Origin of the sequence: Neoroseomonas terrae (genome assembly GCF_018129025.1) — a bacterium.
Classification (GTDB): domain Bacteria; phylum Pseudomonadota; class Alphaproteobacteria; order Acetobacterales; family Acetobacteraceae; genus Neoroseomonas; species Neoroseomonas terrae.
Map to the genome: position 1 here is coordinate 1 of NZ_JAAEDI010000057.1, position 2,042 is coordinate 2,042.

A 2,042-nucleotide genomic window follows, 5' to 3' on the forward strand; every position below is an offset into this window, starting at 1 on the left:
AGCAGGCGATGCATGTGGAACGCCAGCGTCCGCGGACCGCGCAGCGGCAGACCGTCGCCGCCAACGTCCCGCCGCCGGCACCCGCCTCCTCGCTCGGTTTCTCCGCGCTCGGCGGCGGCGGCATGCCCTCGCTCGCGCCGCCGGTGCCGATCGCCCGCGCCGCGGCGGCCACGCTGCCGCGCTAGGGCCACATACCGATGACCCACCCCCCGCCCATCGAAGTGGTCCGGCCGCCCGCGCCGCACTCCGCCCCGGCCAGCACCTATGGCCTGCGCCGGCCGGCCGCGGCGGAACCCGCGCCGCGGGCGCTGGTGCGGGTAACGCAGCCGGACCTGATGCGTCGGGCGATCCTGGAACGCTCGCGCGGCCGGTTGGTCATCGCGGCACTCGGCTTCTCCGGCATCTTCGGGGTGGTGGCGATCAAGCTTGCGCTCGCGACCGTGCTGAACCCGATCGAGGCGCGCCGCGCCGTCGCACTCTCCCGCCCGCCGGCACCCGCGGCCGAGGCGCCGGTCGCGCGCGCCACCGTCGTGGACCGCAACGGCGAGATCCTCGCGGTGTCCCTGCCGCTTACCGCGCTCTATGCCAATCCGCGGCAGATCGCGAACGCCGCCGAGGCCGCCGACCGGCTGCGCACCGTGCTGCCGAACCTCGACCGCGAACGGCTGATCCAGCGCATGTCCGGCGACCGGCAGTTCGCCTACATCGCACGCGCGCTCACGCCGCGGGAGATGTCGCAGGTCAATGCCCTCGGCATCCCGGGCCTGTATTTCGAGGAAGCGGAGCGCCGCTATTTCCCGCAGGGCCGGACCGCCGCGCACATCATCGGCGGCGTCGACGTGGACGGCCACGGCATCGCCGGCGTCGAGCGCTTCCACGACGCCCGCCTGCGCGACCAGGCGAATGAACGGCTGCGGCTGTCGCTCGACATCCGGGTGCAGCTTGCCCTGCGCGACGCCGTGCAGCGCGGCATCACGGAGTTCAACGGCATCGGCGGCGCCGGCGTGGTGATGGACGTGCAGACCGGCGAGGTGCTCGCCATGGTCTCCCTACCGGACTACGACGCGAACGACGTCGGCGCGGCCACCACCGACCAGCGCTTCAACCGCGTCACCGTCGGAGTCTATGAACCGGGCTCGACCTTCAAGCTGCTGACGGCCTCGATGGCGCTGGACTACGGCACGGTGCACCCCTGGGGCGGCTACGACGCCTCGCGCCCGATCAGGGTCGGGCGCTTCACCATCAACGATTATCGCGGCAAGGGGCGCTGGCTCGCATTGCCCGAGATCCTCGCCTACTCGTCGAACCTCGCTTCCGCCCACATGGCGGCGGCCGTGGGCGTGAGCCGCCACCGCGAATTCATGCAGCGCATGGGCATGACATCCCGCCTGCGCATCGAGATCCCGGAGACGGCGCTGCCGCTCGTGCCGCCGCAGCGGTCCTGGCGCGAGCTGAACACCATGACCATCGGCTTCGGCCATGGCATGTCGGTGACGCCGCTACACGTCGCGACCGCCGGGGCCACGATCGTGAATGGCGGCATCCTGCGCCAGCCGACCATCCTTGCGCAGGAACCGGGCGTGCCGCGCGAGGGCGTGCGCGTGATCAGCGAGCGCACCTCCGACATCATGCGCCGGATGATGCGTCTCGTCGTCACCGACGGCTCGGGGCGCTCGGCCGAGGTGCCGGGCTACTTCGTCGGCGGCAAGACGGGCACGGCGCAGAAGACCGGCCCGCGCGGCGGGTACCTCGCCGACCGGCGCATCGCCGCCTTCGTCGGCGCCTTCCCGATGTATGCTCCGCGCTACGCGGTCTACGTCATGGTGGACGAGCCGAAGCCGAATGCGCGCAGCCACGGCTTCGCGACCGCGGGCTGGGTCGCCGCGCCGGCCGCCGGGATGGTCATCTCCCGCATCGCCCCCATTCTCGGCATGCTGCCGGAACCGGCGACACCCGAGATTACCCGGGCCATCGCCATGCCGATGAACGGCCGCGGCATTCCTGGCCTGGCCCCGGCGCCGAGTGCGGCGCCGGCTGCCCGC

The 2,042-nt window shown here is 72.6% G+C and carries 2 protein-coding genes; both read left to right on the forward strand.

The genetic code is table 11. The features are described from left to right. Positions 1-185 (forward strand): hypothetical protein (locus tag GXW78_RS27610; RefSeq protein WP_211872136.1); only part of this gene is annotated, 185 nt, incomplete at its 5' end. 12 nt (positions 186-197) lie between these two features. Then, a partial coding sequence (locus GXW78_RS27615; protein ID WP_246522694.1) for a peptidoglycan D,D-transpeptidase FtsI family protein occupies positions 198-2,042 on the forward strand: 1,845 nt, incomplete at its 3' end.